This is a genomic window from Bacillus sp. 005/A4HT-01/001, from assembly GCF_004634445.1.
In the GTDB taxonomy this organism is placed as follows: Bacteria; Bacillota; Bacilli; order Bacillales; family Bacillaceae; genus Bacillus; species Bacillus altitudinis.
This window is the reverse complement of sequence record NZ_SEIZ01000003.1, coordinates 72,591-89,443: the sequence shown is the minus strand read 5'-3', so window position 1 is coordinate 89,443 and position 16,853 is coordinate 72,591. Positions and strand designations below refer to the sequence as shown.

The window sequence follows — 16,853 nt, the reverse complement described above, 5'->3', positions numbered from 1 at the left end:
GTGGACAACCTGCACTTGAATTATACCGCATGCATCTGAACTCTTTTCGATAAAGTTTCTTCTTCCCCTATTGGCATGATAAAATAGACGCAATATCTATAGTTGGAGGTCATATGTGATGGCAAAAGAAAGTTCATTTGATATTGTATCGAAGGTGGAGCTGCCAGAGGTGCAAAACGCCATTCAAGCAGCACTGAAAGAAATTAAAAACCGTTATGATTTTAAAGGAAGTAAAAGTAATATTTCACTAGAAAAAGAAGAACTCGTTCTCATTTCTGATGATGACTTCAAGCTGGAGCAGCTAAAGGATGTCCTTGTGACAAAACTGATTAAACGAAACGTACCGACTAAAAACATTGACTACGGAAAAACAGAACATGCCCTAGGTGGAACCGTTCGCCAGCGTGCAAAGCTGATTAGCGGGATTGATAAGGACAATGCCAAAAAGATCAATGCCTTGATCAAACAGTCTGGTATAAAAGTAAAGTCGCAATTTCAAGATGACCAAGTGCGTGTGACAGGAAAAAATAAAGATGATTTACAAGAAGTGATTGCGCTCATGCGCAAGGCAGATTTACCGATTGACGTCCAATTTATAAATTTTCGATAAATTTCAAATTTTCCATTGATTATTTCCGATTTTTTCGATACAGTTGATGGAAGTTCAATTCATTGACATGTTCATATCGCTTTCTTATCAAGAGAGGCAGAGGGACTGGCCCTGTGAAGCCTCAGCAACCGGTGTAGTAGAAATCTATTTTCTATGACCAAGGTGCTAAATCCAGCAAGCAACTGCTTGGAAGATAAGGAGAAGAATTTCAATACAGCCAAAAAGTCTTCTTCTTATCAGAAGGCTTTTTTTGTTATATAGAAATAAGGAGGAAACCAATGGGCCTATTACAAGACTTACAAAATCGCGTACTGATTGCTGATGGAGCAATGGGAACACTTTTATACTCTTATGGCATTGACCGTTGCTTTGAAGAATTAAATTTATCAAAAGAAGATGAAGTCAAAAGAGTGCACGAGGCATATGTGCAAGCTGGAGCGGACATTATTCAAACGAACACATACGGTGCGAATTATATTAAACTATCCCGCTACGGTTTAGAAGAAGAAACAAAACGCATTAACACAAAAGCTGTACAAATTGCCAAAGCAGCCGCTGGCTCAGCTTATGTCCTCGGAACGATCGGTGGCATTCGAACATTTAACAAAAATGCCTACTCTTTAGACGAGATTAAACGGAGCTTTAGAGAACAGCTCTATATCCTTTTAAATGAAGAGCCTGATGGATTACTGCTTGAAACATATTACGATATTGAAGAAGCAAAAGCCGTTCTTGAGATTGCTCGCAAAGAAACAGCGCTTCCGATTGTCATGAACGTCTCCATGCATGAGCAAGGTGTATTGCAGGACGGGACACCGCTAAAAGACGGTTTATCTGAATTATCCTCACTTGGCGCTGATGTCGTCGGCATTAACTGCCGGCTGGGCCCTTATCATATGATTCAGGCACTTGAAGGCGTTCCACTTTTGCAAAATTCTCATTTATCTGTCTATCCAAACAGCAGTCTCCCCTCCCTTGAAGAAGGCAGACTCGTCTATGATACAGATAATGATTATTTCCGAAAAAGTGCACTTGAGTTTAGAAATCAGGGCGCACGAATCATTGGAGGCTGCTGCGGAACAACCCCTCAGCATATTAGCGCCATGGCTGAGGCGGTCAAAGATTTAGCACCTATCACCGAAAAAGAAGTGAAAATATTAAAAGAAGAAATCATTTCCATCCAAGATCAACGGACAGAACCAGGTCTTGACGAGCTGGCTGTGAAAAAACGTTCGATTATCGTCGAGCTAGACCCGCCGAAGAAGCTGAACTTTGAAAAATTCCTCGTCGCAGCGAACGAATTAAAAAGTGCAGGCATTGATGCCCTCACACTGGCCGATAACTCTCTAGCTACCCCGCGTATTAGCAATGTGGCATGCGGCGCTTTATTAAAACAGCAGCTTGATATGCGTTCACTTGTCCATATCACATGTCGTGATCGCAATTTGATTGGACTCCAATCCCACTTAATGGGGCTGGACACACTTGGACTAACCGATATTTTAGCCATCACAGGCGATCCGTCTAAAATTGGAGACTTCCCAGGTGCGACATCTGTGTATGATTTAACCTCCTTTGATTTGATCCGTCTGATCAAACAATTTAACGAGGGACTATCTTTCTCCGGGAAGCCGCTCGGGAAAAAGACTAATTTTTCAGTGGCTGGCGCGTTTAATCCAAATGTCCGTCATATTGATAAAGCAGTCAAACGCCTCGAGAAGAAAATCGAATACGGTGCCGATTATTTTATTTCACAACCTGTATACTCTGAGGAACAGCTTGTGAAGATTCATGAAGAAAGCCGACATTTGGATAAACCGATTTACATCGGTATTATGCCGCTAACAAGCAGCCGAAACGCAGAGTTTATTCATCATGAAATTCCCGGCATTAAATTGTCTGACTCGATTCGTGAGATTATGGCCAAGGCAGGCGAAAATAAAGAAAAGCAGCGGACAGAAGGGTTAGCGATTGCCCGCTCTTTATTAGATACAGCTTGCGAATTGTTTAATGGTATCTATTTAATTACCCCTTTCCTTCGATCAGATTTAACAGCAGAACTGACAACTTACATCCATCAGAAAGAAAAGGAGCCAAACATCCATGCCAACTATCACTGAACAGCTCAAAAAACGCATCCTCGTCCTTGACGGTGCAATGGGCACAATGATTCAAAACGCCGATCTCACAGCAGAGGATTTCGGCGGAGAAGAGTATGAGGGCTGTAACGAATATTTAAACGTCACAGCCCCTCACATTATCTCCACGATTCACCGGCAATACCTAGAGGCAAGTGCTGACCTCATTGAAACAAATACATTCGGTGCGACGAAGCTCGTTCTCGATGAATATGGACTTGGCCATCTCGCCTATGAATTGAACGTAAAAGCAGCTCAGCTGGCAAAGCGTGAAGCAGACCGTTTGTCGACGCCAGACTGGCCCCGCTTTGTAGTAGGCGCAATGGGGCCCACTACAAAAACATTATCCGTGACAGGCGGCACAACGTTTGAAGAGCTCGTTGCAAATTATGAAGAACAAGCCCGCGCCCTGATTGATGGGAAATGTGATGCTCTTCTTTTAGAAACGAGTCAAGACATGCTGAATGTCAAAGCTGGATTTAAAGGCATTCAAGAAGCCTTTCACGCAACCGGTATTGAGCTACCACTGATGGTGTCAGGGACGATCGAACCAATGGGCACCACCCTTGCCGGTCAAGATATTGAAGCCTTTTATATCTCACTTGAGCATATGAAACCAATCAGCGTCGGACTAAACTGTGCAACTGGTCCAGAATTTATGACAGACCATATCCGTACACTTTCCTCCATCTCAAAGTCGGCTGTCAGCTGCTATCCAAACGCTGGTCTCCCTGATGAAGAAGGACAATATCACGAATCCCCTGCTTCGCTTGCTAAAAAAATCGCCGCTTTTGCAAAAGAAGGCTGGTTAAATATCGTTGGCGGCTGCTGCGGTACAACGCCTGCACATATTCAGGCATTATCAGATGAAGTACGTCCGCTTCAGCCCCGCAGCATGTCGCATGAGTCATCACCGCATACCGTATCAGGAATCGAGCCCCTCATTTATGAAGAAGCGATGCGCCCCCTCTTTGTTGGTGAGCGCACAAATGTCATTGGTTCACGCAAATTCAAACGGCTCATCGCAGAACAAAAGTTTGAAGAGGCAGCAGAAATTGCCCGTGCTCAAGTGAAAAATGGCGCTCACGTCATTGATGTGTGTTTAGCAGACCCTGATCGTGATGAGATAGCAGACATGGAAGGCTTTTTAAAAGAAGCCATGAAAAAAGTGAAAGCTCCTTTTGTCATTGATTCAACCGATAAACATGTCATCGAAAAAGCACTCATGTATTCTCAAGGAAAAGCCATTATTAATTCTATTAATTTAGAGGATGGAGAAGAGCGCTTTGAAGAGATTCTTCCGCTTGTCAAGCTATATGGCGGCGCACTTGTTGTTGGAACAATCGATGAAACAGGGATGGCCGTCACAGCAGATCGAAAACTTGAAATTGCCGTAAGATCCCATGACCTGCTCACGAAAAAATATGGAATCCCTGCGAGTGATATCATTTTTGACCCGCTTGTCTTTCCAGTAGGTACTGGAGACGAACAGTATATTGGTGCTGCTGAAGAGACGATTAAAGGCATTGAGCGAATCAAAGCAGTACTGCCTGAATGTCTCACCATTTTAGGCATTAGTAACGTGTCTTTCGGACTCCCGCCAGTTGGTAGAGAAATATTGAATGCCGTTTATTTGTATCACTGCGTCAAAGCAGGGCTTGATTATGCGATCGTGAATACTGAAAAGCTTGAACGCTTCGCTTCAATTCCAAAGGAAGAAATCAAGCTGGCTGAAACTTTACTTTATGAAACAAATGATCAAACCCTTGCTGAGTTCACACAATTTTATCGCGGGAAAAAGAAAACAGAGAAAAAACCAAAGATCTCCTTATCGCTTGATGAAAGACTGGCACTCTATGTCGTCGAAGGGACGAAAGAAGGCCTGATTGATGACCTTGCCCTTGCTTTGGAGAAATTTGAATCACCTCTTCATATCATCAATGGACCATTAATGCAGGGAATGTCAGAGGTTGGGCGCCTTTTTAATCAAAACGAATTGATTGTAGCTGAAGTGCTTCAATCCGCTGAGGTCATGAAAGCATCTGTTTCATACCTTGAGCAATTTATGGAGAAAAAGGACGCAAGCGGCAAAGGGAAGATTCTCCTCGCCACCGTCAAAGGAGATGTCCATGATATAGGGAAAAACCTGGTCGACATCATTTTGAGCAATAATGGCTTTCAAGTCGTCGATCTCGGAATCAAAGTAACCCCACAAACATTGATTGAAGCGGTGCAAAAAGAAAAGCCAGATATGATTGGACTATCAGGTTTACTTGTCAAATCAGCACAGCAAATGGTCTTGACCGCTCAAGATTTACAAAAAGCAAACATCTCTGTTCCCATTTTGGTGGGCGGCGCGGCGCTTTCACGGAAGTTTACGAAGATGAAAATTTCGCCTCAATATGATGGCCCCGTCCTTTACGCCAAAGATGCAATGGACGGTCTGTCTTTAGCGAATGAATTAAGAACGAACCCTCTTCAATTTCAAACAAAACCCTTAGAGGATCAAGAAACGCTCCATAAGGAAAAAGAAACAACGCAGCCAAAAGCTGTGATTGAATTACTAGAAAAACGCGCGACACTTCCGGAGGCAGCGATATTCACGCCAGAAAATACGAAACGCCATTATGTACGGGATATTGATTTGCACCACATAATGCCCTATGTCAATGAGCAAATGCTGATTGGCCATCATCTCGGTTTAAAAGGAAAGGTCAAAAAGCTATTGGCTGAACAGCATCCAAAAGCATTGGAATTAAAACAGCTGATCACAGATCTTCTTCAAGAAGGCAGAGAGAAAAACTGGTTTGCACCTGCATTTGTCTATCAATTCTTCCCTGCCAGTTCAAATGGGAATGACCTGCATATCTATGATCCAGAAGCGCCTGACCGCGTCATTGAGACATTCCAATTTCCAAGACAGGAAAAACTTCCGTACCGGTCTATTTCTGATTATGTGCGGAAAACCGGAGAGAACGAGAAAGATTATATCGCCTTATTTGCAGTGACGGCTGGTGCCCGCATACGAGAAGTTGCGCAGCAATTTAAACAAGAGGGTGACTATTTGAAAATGCATGCTGTCCAAGCTTTAGCACTTGAGCTTGCAGAAGGATTGGCTGAACGAACGCACCAAGTAATTCGTGATAAATGGGGATTCCCAGACCCAGTCGATTTCACGATGGAGAAACGATTCCAAGCCAAATATCAAGGTCAGCGCTATTCCTTTGGTTATCCAGCGTGCCCTAATCTAGAAGACCAAGAAAAACTATTCCACCTGCTGCAGCCAGAAAAAATCGGGATTCATCTCACAGAAGGGTTTATGATGGAGCCTGAAGCATCCGTTTCAGCCATTGTCGTTTCTCATCCTGAAGCTCGATATTTTAACGTTCACTAAAAAAACCTCCTGAATTGGAGGTTCTTTTTATAAATAAAAATGGAATATATATGAAAAAATACGTTTATTTACCGATATTATAAATGAAAGTCATTTACTTAAAAGGAGATGTTTGTCATGTTCAAAAAGAAGATCGGGGTTTTATTGCTTACAGGCCTCTTTATCGCTAGCCCTCTTTTCCAATCACCTGCTCAAGCAAGTGAAACGTCTACGAAACAAACAAAATATTATACAGAAGAATTGGAGCATCTGTATCCAGACAGTGATTATGCAAACAATGATACGATGGAAAAAGCTCAATTTTTACAGCACTCTCTTCATCTAAACAAGACCTATTTATATCACGAAGGCAGTATCTCTTCTATGAATGACATTGATTTTTATCGGTTCACCAGCTCTAAATTTGATGGAGCAGATGGCCGCTTTTCTATCAAACTCGTCAATGTGAAAGCTGGAAATGATTTCGATCTTTATCTTTACAATCAGAGCGGGTCACTCGTGTCTTCCTCTGTGCGGACAAACAACCAAAATGAAATCATCCATATGCCGAAAATTGCCGCCAGTACTGACTACTATTTAGCCGTCAAACCAAAGCAATTATTAAATGAAGAGGACAACATGTATCGTATTGTCTTTGATAAAAGTATTGAAAAAGGCACAACGAAACGATATGGATCACCTGCCACATTGAATAGTTTCAATGAAGCCGGATCTCCCAACTCTTCTTTTGATTTAAGCAGCTTGCCGCAGGATGCCGTTGTCACTGGACTGTCATTAGAAGCTGAAAAAGGTAGTACAAATGCATATAATTATGTATTCACCGTCTCTTCCTTAAAAGGCGGAACAGTGAACGTACCTTGGAACGGTCAAAAAGTTGACATCTCTTCTTATAAAACAAGTCAAGTGCCAGCAAAAGACCGCTTTTTTGTTTCTTTTAATGCAACCGAGGTTCCTCAATTGATCGGTGGACGGTTAATCAAAGTAGGCGTTGTCTCAATTAAGAACTTACAGCTCACCTTTGAATATGAATACAACCGTGACCTCAATTATTAAACTAGACAAAAGGAAAAGGTATCCCCTTTTCCTTTTTCTTATGCGTTCTTATGGTACGATACATAGAGAGAAATCAGCTAAGAAGGAGTTGCGTGTATTGCCAAACGTTATTCAACGATCTTTAACCCTTGATGACATACCAGACCTTGTCGCATTGTCAAAAGAGGTCGATTGGCCTGATTACAATGCGGAAGAGCTCACATCTCTTTTAACAAATGGACATTTTACCGGTTTTACAACAACTGACGGACAAGTCATTTCATGCGCTGGACTTTTTCAGTATGACAGTGTGGCATCAATTGGAGCGGTCATTGTATCTGAGACACATCGAGGCCTCGGTCTTGCCCGTCAAATGATTGACACACTGCTTCGTCATAGTGATCCAAGTGTCCCTGTCGTTTTAACGGCTACTGTACAAGGACAGCCAGTCTATGAAAAAATCGGCTTTCAGACAGCCGGTTATATTCATACATACAAAGCACAAAAAACAAATCCTAGTGCGCTTCACGTGTCACATCAGATTCATCTTTTTCCCGCTGATGAAACGCACCTCCCGTCTATTGAAAGACTGGATGAAAAAGGCGCAGGAACCAATCGATCAAACTTCTTAATAAAACGAATGGAGCGAGCAGCATTTAAACTGATCGCAAAGGATGAACACCACGAAATCACCGGCTTCGCGTTTGGTGTGGAAACACCAGCTAATCTGATGATTGGCCCGCTTGCAGCAAACGATGAACAAACGGCGCTATCACTCATTCAATCACTTCTCACGTCTTATTCTGGCGCCTTTCGTATAGATATGCAGGAAGAAACAGCTGAACGCCTGCATGCATCACTTGTAGAAGCAGGATTTACGAAAACAAACGTCGCACATTTTATGATGATTCGCGGGAACGAAAAGCAGAATGATCCGGCGCTTCTCTATTTCCTGGCCTCACAAGCATTTTCATAAAAAATTAAAAAGCTGTAGACAGATGTTGTCTACAGCTTTTCTTTTTTATTTTTCGCCTACGGATGAAAGAACTTGAGCGAGTGCATTTGTGACCTTGCCATGCTCTGATGCATGCGGCCGGTCATCTCCATCTCCATAGCCATAATCAATCATGCGATTACGGTTTAAGCAAAGCTTTGTCAGCTGAGGCTGGAATAGATCAAATAAAGCAAAACGATCTTTTAGCTGTGGAAATTGCTTTTGATACTGCTGAATTTCTTCTGCAAGCAAGCGCCAAAGCGTCGTTTCATCTAACAGATTGTGATTGTCTAACACATTTGACACGTAACGAAGATTGCAAATAAACAGACCCGTAAAAATAAATTGTACAAGACCCTCAGGCGGCTCACTACGCAGCACTTCCTTTAGATCTTCTTCTAATGAAGCCAATTCAGGCAGCGGTTGATCACTAATGTTCACATCATCAACAAAATCTTTGATGGCCAAACGATGCGGCTTGTGATCTTTTAATACAAGAATTGTATTTTGTCCGTGCGGTGAAAACACCGTGCCATATTGATACATAAAGTGCAGAAGCGGCGGCATGACAACATGGAAGAATGACGCCATCCATTCTTTTGCTGACAGACCCGATTTTTCAATGAGCTGCTTCAGATAAGGCTCGCCTTCATGATCTTCATACGTCAGTGCCGCCAGCGTAACAGGGCTCTCCCCTTCATCTAAATACGTATAAATGCTTTCTCTAAAAATGACCCCAAGCATTTCAAGGTATTGATATGGCGCACCAGGTAGCTTGCTGTAATAAGGATGATCAACATTGATACTCGCATTCTCACCTGGTAAAATCAAACGGCATACATCGGATAAAAAGGCGTCTTGATCGGCGATTCCTTTAATATGTGCTGTAATACGAGGTGCAATCACCGTACGTTCTGATGGGAGTCCCCGGTACACTAGCGTATTTAAAATACTCATTGGCAGTTTAATATGATGCTTGCCTTTATTTGAGATGTTTGTAAAGGTTCTGATCGATTGCTGTGGAATATATTGATCCAGCCCTTCTCCTAAATACACAATACGGCGCATGGCCAAATCTTCGGGGAAATGCTGGATGATCATATGCGTCCACTGCCATTTATGAACAGGCATCATATAATAATCAGCCGCATTCAGCCCTTCATCTTTTAACACACGTTGGAATTGACGAATCGTGACTTCGTCTAATTCTTTGGCAATGATGTGCTCATAGTTCTCATGATCGACCGCATGGAATGTCGCAAGTTCTCGGTGAACAGCAATCCAAGACAGCTGCACACTTTCCTGCCTTTCAGGTGCATAGGCTAAGTAATCTTCGTAGCTGAACCCAATACGGCCTTTGTTATAGACGATCCACGGATGACCAGTCATCTCGCCTTCAATCCATGCGTAATCTGTATCCGTCAGCTCATCTGCACGAAGTGCTTTTTTCGACAGCAAATGAACATCCGCTAACAAGGTATGGTGAAGCTCTTTGATCAGATGGCCAGTTGTTTCAGAAGACATTGGGATGATTGGCTGAATGTCTAGTAAAAACACAATGGCACTAACATCCTTTGTCCATGTTCCGTCTTGACAGCACTCGATCGATTCAGCAATCGTATCAAAACTATCAAACAAACGAGGTTTTGCGAGATAACGATATTTCTTCTGTTCGTGAATGATTAATTCATATTGGGCGATGCCATCCTGATGATCTAGCTGAACGGGATGAAGCATATCCTCATACATATATTCGGACAGCATTTTTGCCACCATTCGTTGGTTTGCTTTTTTCCAAGCAGCAGGATTGACCGCTTTTTTCAATTCATCTTGTACACTCATCGGTTCATCCTCCTTACCCTTTGATTTCTTCAAATGTATTTGCGTGTTTATGTGTACCGAATGTCTGGAAAACATGCTTTTGATAAAGTGGATACACAGGTCGACGAGCCAGTTCATTGATAATGACACTGTTTCGGTACGCCCCTAGCCCTAAATCTGGTGCGCCTACTCCATGTGTATGAAGCTCTGCATTTTGTACAAAAATATCATTTTCACCTAATGTGTTTGTTTTCAATCGATATTCACGTTCAACCTGGAAGCGTCCTTGATGATCCCACTGAATATGATGGGAAATCGGATCAATAAATGGCGGTAATACAGATTGATAGCCCGTTGCCAAGACGACAATGTCTGTCTCATGCGTAAAGGATTCCTCTTTGACCCATTGATTGCATGAAAGCGATAAGCCGTCCCTCGTTTCCTCAATCAAATTGACTTCCGTCATCGCCTGCAGCACGGTGTTCAGCTGCTCTCCGCAAGCAGAACGTTCATAAAGCAAGTGATAAATATCTCGGATCATCGCTGAGCTGATGCCTTTATACAGCAAATCTTGCTGCTTTAATAGCGCATCTTTTTTAGGCTGCGGAAGCTCATAAAAGAAATCAATATAGTCTGGAGAGAAATACTCAAGACCCAAATTTGAATATTCCATTGGGAAAAACCCTTTAGAGCGTGTAAACCAATGAATATCCTTCGCCTCATCGTCTGATAAAATGTCATAGAATACTTCTGCCGCACTTTGACCAGAACCGATGACCGTCACGGATTTTCCTTTAAAACAGCCTTCTTTCTTTCGTTTCAAGTAATCAGCAGAATGAAACACCCGATCCCCTAAAGCTGGCTGAAGAGATGCTGGTACCGCAGGCTGTGTACCGATACCTAAAACAAGATGCTTACTTTCAAACACCTCTACCGTTTGATCTTTCACATGACGGACATGCACTTCATATCGTTTTTCTCCAGCTTTTTCAACGATGGAGACAGATTCGACATTCATGCCAAATCGGCAAGAATCTAATTGATCCGCGACCCAGCGGCAATAATGACTATATTCCTTGCGCGGGATATGGAAGTCTTCTAGAAAGTAAAATGAATACAAACGGTTTTGTTCCTGCAAATAGTTGAGAAAGCTATATTTGCTTTTCACATCTGCCATACTGACAAGATCCGCTAAAAAGGGGACTTGAAGTGTTGTCCCTTCAATGAGCATACCTGGATGCCAGTGGAACGCTTCACTTCTTTCAAAAAACAAAGCGTCAATTTCATCTACTTCTTCAGATAATGCAGCAAGCCCTAGGTTAAATGGTCCAATGCCAATCCCAATGACATCCACTACATTATTTTGCTTGTTGAACCGCGTCATGGTTATACTTCCTTTCAAATCGATCTCGATGACAAAACATCAAAAGACCTGTTTTATCTGGTAAAGTGACTGGTTTCACACGTTCGAATCCACACTTTTCAAAGACATGAATCATTTTTTCGTTCCGAATATCTGGCTCAGCCACGATTTTTTCTGTTCGTTTGTTCTGCTCAAACTGAAATGCTGTCATGGCTTGAAGCAGCGGAGCCGCAAATCCTTTCCCTACATAATCTGGCTCTCCAATTAACAGGTGAATGCCTTGATCATGCGGAGAAGGCTCATAGTACGATTCAATGATATCCCCTTTCACATTGTATGCTTCAAAATAGCTCATCGGCGTGCCATCAATGGTTCCTAAATAAAGGGTTTGATGCGGATCATGAATGGCCTGATAAAAGTGCTTTTCAAAAGCAGGAAATGGAATATTCAAATGCCAAAATGGGTGGACATACTCTTCTTGCATCCACTTGTGGACAAGCTGGACGTCCCGTTCATATTCAGCGCGAATGAACCCAATTCGATGCCTCATCCAATCAGCGCCTCCTTATGTAAAAAGAGGGGATTCAATACAGGCGTGTACCTGGATTGCGTTTCTAAAGAACCCGTCAGCTCATCCATATCTTCAAACCGAGTGAGTAAGTTCGCTTTTGAAGGCAGCTCCTGTGACCGGAGAAGACTGTTCGTCAGCTCAGATGCACCATATGTCTCTTCATGCGCAAGCAGTGTGTCTCTAATCAGGGCTAATAAATCTTCTTCTTGTGCAAGCCCCTCTGTACCAAAACCATTCACAAGACCAAACAAATGATTAAAGAAGAAATAGTAACGCAGTCTCTCAACTGCTACATCGTCTGCACAAATGGTTTCACTTCTGACGCTTAAGTTTTGAACAAGCTTCGCAAGCTGATCCTTTTTCGATTCACTATAATAGTAGCCTTGATTGTCACGATAATAGAATGTGTGCGGATATCCATTCTTTAGCTGTACGACAGCATTTTGCTGATGGGCTTCAAGGGCAAGACCATACGTTTCAAACAGCCAAAGCATCGGCTCTAACGCAATCGATAAATATTGTGTGAACCAATCACGGCTGACATCTTCTGTTGATCTGCCTTCAGCGTCTGCTAGTTCATGAATAATGCCTGAAAGGCGTGATTTTTCTCCATATGCATGATCCTGACATAGCCCTGCAATTAAGCTTGCCCCTTTTTCATGATGCAAAAATGGATTTTGACGAATGACGACTTCAAAGCCAGATTCCGTCTCATCCCCTTGAATAGATAGATACGCAGGATCTTCAATCACACGGAATCCAGAGAATTTGTCATATAAAGAAACGCCTAATTCTGTTTTTAAGATACGAGACATCTCAACTCCGCGATCAAGTTCCTTTTGTTTGTTAACGCGTAAAGAGTTTGTGATCTTTACAGGGACAGAGAATTTGAGCATGTACGCAGAGTCTTTTTGATAGACCGTTCTAAAGGAAGATGTCGCTGTGTATTCAGACCCTAGTGGCCCTAAATACGTCAGCATCCCGTCCTCTATATAACGCTTGACGAACGCTTTCTCCATGACCACTTGGACTTGTAGCGGATGAATCGGAATCAGGACATATTCACCGCCTTCTGTTAACGTCGTCAGTCTCTCTTTTTCTTCCGGCATCTGGCGCATGAGCTCCTCAAACATGAGACTTGCCGCAGATTCTGAAAGAGAAGAATCCTGAAGCACAATTGACGGATGCGCTTTAAAGTAATGAAGCTGGAAAGAGCCTTTCAGCTCAGGAGAATAAATCGCTTCCTCCTCTTCTGTCATTCCTTGTCTGCTTTTTGGTGTAGGATGCGTTAAATGCCCAAGAAGAAGTGACTGCTCCGCTTCGATATATTCAAAATCAGCTGAAGAAAGAGCTGCTCGATCACTTTCTCTCTCTCTGATGAATCGTTCAATATTCCGGCAGCTTAAAATGATGCGAAGCATGAACTCATCCTCTGCATCTGTGCGGCCGTATTCAATGAGAAGTTCCTTTGAACATAAAGCAACAAGTGTGGTGTAATCGACGATCGTTCCCTGTTGCTCACTGCCTTGCGGGCGAAAGCGAACGGGAAAATCAAAGAGATGACGGCCTACAGGCGAAAAATATCGAATCGGAATGACAAGCTCAAGATCTTGTTTTGCTAATGCTGCTACAAATACAAGTGAGCCGTCTGCTTTTGTCTCTTTCTTTGCAGATCGATCAATTCCTGTTTCACGTAAAAAACAGTTTAAAAAGCTTTGCATCGTTGCATTTTCAGCCATTTGTTTATATTGACTCAACGTAGTACCCTCCCGGATTGAATATGAGCGATCCCGATATCAACAATGTCAGAAAGGATTTCCTCAATATGTGTAATAGTCGTTCTCGGATTTAACAAAGTGAATTTTAAGCAAGTTTGACCATCGGCTACTGTTTTTGCTACGACAGCCGTTCCTGTTTGGAAAAGTGTGCGATGAATGATTTTATTGATGTCCTCTGCTTGATGATCATCTATAAAACGAAACACGACTGCATTGATTTCTGGATCAGGATTGATCACCTCAAGATGATCATTTTTCTCAATCAACGTAGCCACATCTTTCGCAAAATGGATGGTATGGTCAATGATACTTGCAAATCCTTCTTCTCCAATCATACGCAGAGAGAGAAGGAGTTTTAGCGCATCAAACCGGCGCGTCGTCTGAACAGATTTATTCACGAGATGCAGAATGCCTTCCAGTTCATCTTCCTTTGGATTGAGATAATCTGCATGGTAATCAATCAAACCAAAATGTCTTTTATCCTTTAGTAGAAATGCCCCGCAGGAGATCGGCTGATAAAATTGCTTATGAAAGTCGATTGTGATCGAATCAGCAAGCTCGATGCCATCTAATTTTCCTCGGAAGGTTTTGCTTAATACAAGCGCTCCTCCATAAGCAGCATCTGCATGAATCCACAAACCAAAAGGCTTCACCATGTCATATATGTCACATACAGGATCAATACTGCCAAAATCAGTTGTCCCGCAAGTCGCCACGACTGCAAATGGAAGCAAATCCTGCTCCTTAAGCTCCATAAGCTTCTTCTGCAAATCATGCAGGTCCATTCGGTGATGTTCGTCTGTCTCAACTAACACAACAGCCTGTTCACCTAAACCTAGCTGAGATGCTGATTTTTTTACAGTGAAGTGGGCATTCTTGGAGCAAAGAATCCGCATACGATTTGCCTCGCTCGGCAACCCTTTCTGCTGTACATTCCATTGCCAAGTGTTTTCACAAAATGCATCTCTTGCTAAAAGCAGTCCCATGTAGTTAGATTGGGTTCCACCGCTCGTAAAGGTCCCATCTGCTCGTTCTCCATAAGAAAACTTTTCACATAACCACTTGAGGATTTCCTCCTCAACCAAAGATGCAATGCCGCTTTGATCAAAGGAATCCATTGATTGGTTAAAGGAACTTACGATCACCTCTGCTGCCAGAGCAGGGATAAGAGGTGGGCAATGCAAATGTGCCAGGCATTTAGGATGTGACACATCAACCAAATGCGGTAAAAGGTGATTTTTTATATCTTGAAAAACAGACTCAATGGATTCACCAGCCGGTTGAATCTGGAATAACGATTCGACATGAGTCGCTAATTTCCCAGGCAATATTCCGCTATACGGTCCTCTGCTTGTTTGCCACTCTGCCAGTAAGCTGTCGATGGATGTGTAGAGAGCCGCTTGGAAGGACTCCCTCCCAAGCTGGCTTTGTTGAATAAATAATGAATCGACAGATGGTTTAGTTGACTGCATCGTAAACTGCCTCTTTAAAAATCGTGATGACTTTTTCAAGCTGTTCTTCTGTCATGGTCAAAGGCGGTAAGAATCGAATCACACTTCCAAAACGGCCTCCTGTCTCCACAATTAAGCCTTTATCAAAACAATTCTTTTGAATGAGACTGGCTAGCTCTGGATTTGCTGGATAACTGCCGTCCACATCCTGTTTCTCATCTGGATTCACAACTTCAACACCAATCATTAATCCTCTTCCTCGCACATCACCGAGAGCAGGCACTTGTTTTTGAATGTCTTTTAGATTGGCCTGCATACGCTGACCAAGCGCTTCTACATGATCAAGCAGATTGGTTTCTTTTATATATTTAAGCGTAGCAGTTCCAGCTGCCATCGCCATTTGATTTCCTCTAAACGTGCCAATGTGTGCACCTGGATTCCATTGATCTAAGTCTTTGTCATAAATCACAACGGATAGTGGCAGGCTTCCCCCAATTGCTTTTGATAACACAATGACATCTGGCACAATACCAGCATGTTCAAAGGCAAACATCTTACCAGTTCGGCCGATGCCTGATTGAACCTCATCAATAATAAGTGGAATTCCTTTTTCTTTTGTGATTCGTCTCATTTCTTGTATCCATTCAATTGATGCCGGGATGGAGCCGCCCTCCCCTTGCACCGCTTCAAAGATCATGCCTGCTGGCGGGAGAATTCCACTCTCAGGATCATTTAATACACGCTCAATATAAGAACTGGAAATGCGATGTGAGTCTTTACCGCCGATTCCAAATGGGCAGCGGTATTCATATGGATAAGGCAGGAAGTGAACATCTGGCATTAATCCTTGTACTTTTTCTTTTGGCGATAAGTTGCCGCTTAATGACATCGTGCCATGTGTAGCACCATGATATGCTCCGTGGAATGATAGAATGGAACGATTTCCCGTCGCTGTCTTGACTAATTTAATTGCTGCTTCTATAGCATCACCACCAGTTGGTCCACAAAATTGAATTTTTGCTCTTTTTGCAAACTCTTCTGGCAAGTGAGAAAAAATCTCATTCACAAATTCTTCTTTAATCTCTGAAGTGATGTCCAGCGTATGCAACGGTCTTTTTTCATGAAGCATACGTTCAATAGCATCTATAACAACCGGGTGATTGTGACCAAGGGCAAGTGTTCCTGCACCTGCTAGGCAGTCATAAAATTCTCTACCATCTGCATCTGTCACGATCATACCTTCGGCTTTTTGCATGGCTAATGGGAACCGTCTCGGGTAAGACCTTGCATTAGATTCTCTTTGACTTTGTTGCTCTAAAAATTGCTGATTTTTAGAAACGGTTTTGATGGACATAATAAAACACTCCTCCAATTGATAAAGATTATCATTTTCATTTACTAGCCTAGAGGATGTAAGATACGAAAGTCAATTGTATTCAAAAAGATGATTCTAAAAGCATATGAATGCTATATTCTCTTTTTAACGAGTAATTTCGTGTATTTTTTACAAACATCTACAGCCATAAGGGCGATGTAACGTTTGAGTATGAAAAATATTGAAAAAAATTACAAAACAATTCTCCTGGTTCTTTTGCTCTATGCGTTGTAGCTCCCTTGCTTGATACGCGACGGCCGAATGAAATGAATGCAGTAAAACAAAAAATGAACGTTATTTTATCTTGATATAAATGGTTATGATGG

At 42.4% G+C, this 16,853-nt stretch carries 11 protein-coding genes and 1 riboswitch; of the genes, 5 read left to right on the top strand and 6 right to left on the bottom strand.

Annotated elements, in window-relative coordinates:
- Nucleotides 1–118 precede the first annotated feature (118 nt).
- From ES896_RS10075 to ES896_RS10055, 5 genes are all read left to right on the top strand, one after another.
- Nucleotides 119–610, top strand: coding sequence for a YajQ family cyclic di-GMP-binding protein (locus ES896_RS10075; protein ID WP_135226770.1), 492 nt, complete (start codon nt 119–121; stop codon nt 608–610).
- Between the two features lie 81 nt (nt 611–691).
- A riboswitch (SAM riboswitch) is annotated at nt 692–810 on the top strand.
- Between the two features lie 78 nt (nt 811–888).
- Nucleotides 889–2,730 (top strand): bifunctional homocysteine S-methyltransferase/methylenetetrahydrofolate reductase, encoded by a 1,842-nt coding sequence (locus ES896_RS10070; protein WP_135226769.1) that lies wholly within the window; start codon nt 889–891, stop codon nt 2,728–2,730.
- Nucleotides 2,714–6,142, top strand: coding sequence for a methionine synthase (gene metH, locus ES896_RS10065; protein ID WP_135226768.1), 3,429 nt, complete (start codon nt 2,714–2,716; stop codon nt 6,140–6,142). The genes ES896_RS10070 and metH overlap by 17 nt, the downstream gene beginning before the upstream one ends.
- Before the next feature lie 117 nt (nt 6,143–6,259).
- Nucleotides 6,260–7,195: a hypothetical protein gene (locus ES896_RS10060; protein WP_041507476.1), complete on the top strand. Its 936-nt coding sequence runs from the start codon at nt 6,260–6,262 to the stop codon at nt 7,193–7,195.
- 97 nt (nt 7,196–7,292) lie between these two features.
- Nucleotides 7,293–8,150 (top strand): GNAT family N-acetyltransferase, encoded by an 858-nt coding sequence (locus ES896_RS10055; protein WP_135226767.1) that lies wholly within the window; start codon nt 7,293–7,295, stop codon nt 8,148–8,150.
- A gap of 45 nt (nt 8,151–8,195) precedes the next feature.
- On the opposite strand, the gene ES896_RS10050 is transcribed toward ES896_RS10055, so the two are convergent.
- Genes ES896_RS10050 through ES896_RS10025 form a run of 6 tightly spaced genes read right to left on the bottom strand, consistent with a single transcriptional unit; the run spans nt 8,196 to nt 16,506 of the window.
- Nucleotides 8,196–10,010: an IucA/IucC family protein gene (locus tag ES896_RS10050; protein WP_135226766.1), complete on the bottom strand. Its 1,815-nt coding sequence runs from the start codon at nt 10,008–10,010 to the stop codon at nt 8,196–8,198.
- A gap of 13 nt (nt 10,011–10,023) precedes the next feature.
- Entirely contained in the window at nt 10,024–11,373 is a 1,350-nt protein-coding gene (locus ES896_RS10045; RefSeq protein WP_039167398.1) for a lysine N(6)-hydroxylase/L-ornithine N(5)-oxygenase family protein, read from the bottom strand.
- A complete protein-coding gene (locus tag ES896_RS10040) occupies nt 11,348–11,902 on the bottom strand; it encodes a GNAT family N-acetyltransferase (RefSeq protein ID WP_007499091.1) in 555 nt (184 codons plus the stop codon). Before ES896_RS10040 ends, ES896_RS10045 begins: the two co-directional genes overlap by 26 nt.
- Complete coding sequence (locus tag ES896_RS10035; protein ID WP_135226765.1) at nt 11,899–13,680, bottom strand: IucA/IucC family protein; 1,782 nt, start codon at nt 13,678–13,680, stop codon at nt 11,899–11,901. Before ES896_RS10035 ends, ES896_RS10040 begins: the two co-directional genes overlap by 4 nt.
- A complete protein-coding gene (locus ES896_RS10030) occupies nt 13,677–15,173 on the bottom strand; it encodes a pyridoxal phosphate-dependent decarboxylase family protein (RefSeq protein ID WP_035392468.1) in 1,497 nt (498 codons plus the stop codon). Before ES896_RS10030 ends, ES896_RS10035 begins: the two co-directional genes overlap by 4 nt.
- Complete coding sequence (locus ES896_RS10025; RefSeq protein WP_035392469.1) at nt 15,160–16,506, bottom strand: aspartate aminotransferase family protein; 1,347 nt, start codon at nt 16,504–16,506, stop codon at nt 15,160–15,162. The genes ES896_RS10030 and ES896_RS10025 overlap by 14 nt, the downstream gene beginning before the upstream one ends.
- Nucleotides 16,507–16,853: the final 347 nt, after the last annotated feature.

Excerpts from the sequence above, each read along its gene's own strand:
- ES896_RS10025 (WP_035392469.1), bottom strand. The coding sequence starts at position 16,506 with ATGTCCATCAAAACCGTTTCTAAAAATCAGCAATTTTTAGAGCAACAA.
- ES896_RS10040 (WP_007499091.1), bottom strand. The coding sequence starts at position 11,902 with ATGAGGCATCGAATTGGGTTCATTCGCGCTGAATATGAACGGGACGTC.
- ES896_RS10060 (WP_041507476.1), top strand. The coding sequence starts at position 6,260 with ATGTTCAAAAAGAAGATCGGGGTTTTATTGCTTACAGGCCTCTTTATC.
- ES896_RS10050 (WP_135226766.1), bottom strand. The coding sequence starts at position 10,010 with ATGAGTGTACAAGATGAATTGAAAAAAGCGGTCAATCCTGCTGCTTGG.
- ES896_RS10070 (WP_135226769.1), top strand. The coding sequence starts at position 889 with ATGGGCCTATTACAAGACTTACAAAATCGCGTACTGATTGCTGATGGA.
- metH (WP_135226768.1), top strand. The coding sequence starts at position 2,714 with ATGCCAACTATCACTGAACAGCTCAAAAAACGCATCCTCGTCCTTGAC.
- ES896_RS10045 (WP_039167398.1), bottom strand. The coding sequence starts at position 11,373 with ATGACGCGGTTCAACAAGCAAAATAATGTAGTGGATGTCATTGGGATT.
- ES896_RS10075 (WP_135226770.1), top strand. The coding sequence starts at position 119 with ATGGCAAAAGAAAGTTCATTTGATATTGTATCGAAGGTGGAGCTGCCA.
- ES896_RS10030 (WP_035392468.1), bottom strand. The coding sequence starts at position 15,173 with ATGCAGTCAACTAAACCATCTGTCGATTCATTATTTATTCAACAAAGC.